This is a genomic window from Cupriavidus sp. CuC1 (genome assembly GCF_044627735.1).
GTDB classification, from domain to species: Bacteria; Pseudomonadota; Gammaproteobacteria; order Burkholderiales; family Burkholderiaceae; genus Cupriavidus; species Cupriavidus ulmosensis.
Map to the genome: position 1 here is coordinate 1 of NZ_JBIUHC010000419.1, position 705 is coordinate 705.

The window sequence follows — 705 nt, forward strand, 5'->3', positions numbered from 1 at the left end:
TAGAATCGGTGCGCACAAATTCGGTGGCAACGCGCAATTGCCGGCTCGCGGCGATTCGCAGCTTCTTCAAACACCTCGTGCGCGTCGATCTTCCGCACGCAGATCAGTATCAGCGGGTGCTCGCCTTGCCGGCAAAGAGGACTAAGCCGACACTGTCGTCTTATCTCGAAGCAGAAGAGGTGCGCGCGATTCTGGAGCAGCCTAACCGCTCCACATCGTTGGGTTCGCGTGACTACGCGTTGCTGCTCTTCCTGTACAACACTGGCGCACGGGTTAGTGAAGCACTAGCTGTCCGGTGCGCCGATCTGCGTCTAACTCATCCATGCCAAGTTCGGCTCCACGGAAAGGGGAGGAAGGACCGGTTATGCCCGCTCTGGCGCGAAACTGCACGAGTGCTGCAGCGTTTGCCGGCTGTGCGCGATGCGCAGCCCGGCGGTTTCATCTTCGTCAACCGCAACGGCGAACCGCTGACCCGTGATGGTGTCGCCTACCTGCTGCGCAAGTATGTTGCCGCGGCTGTGCCGAGCACACCGAACTTGGGCCATCGCCGCGTCACCCCGCATGTATTGAGGCACAGTTGCGCGGTTTCGCTGCTCCAGGCAGGCATAGACATCACGGTGATTCGCGACTATCTCGGTCACGCCAGCGTTGCCACCACCAGCCGCTATCTCACCACCAACTTGCAGATGAAGCAGGCCGCACTGG

General features: G+C 60.7%; 1 protein-coding gene. It reads left to right on the top strand.

Going from position 1 to position 705, the window contains the following annotated elements; all coding sequences use genetic code 11:
* Nucleotides 1–705, top strand: a 705-nt coding sequence (locus ACGLHR_RS52000; RefSeq protein ID WP_400103969.1) for a tyrosine-type recombinase/integrase, incomplete at both ends; no start/stop codon positions are given.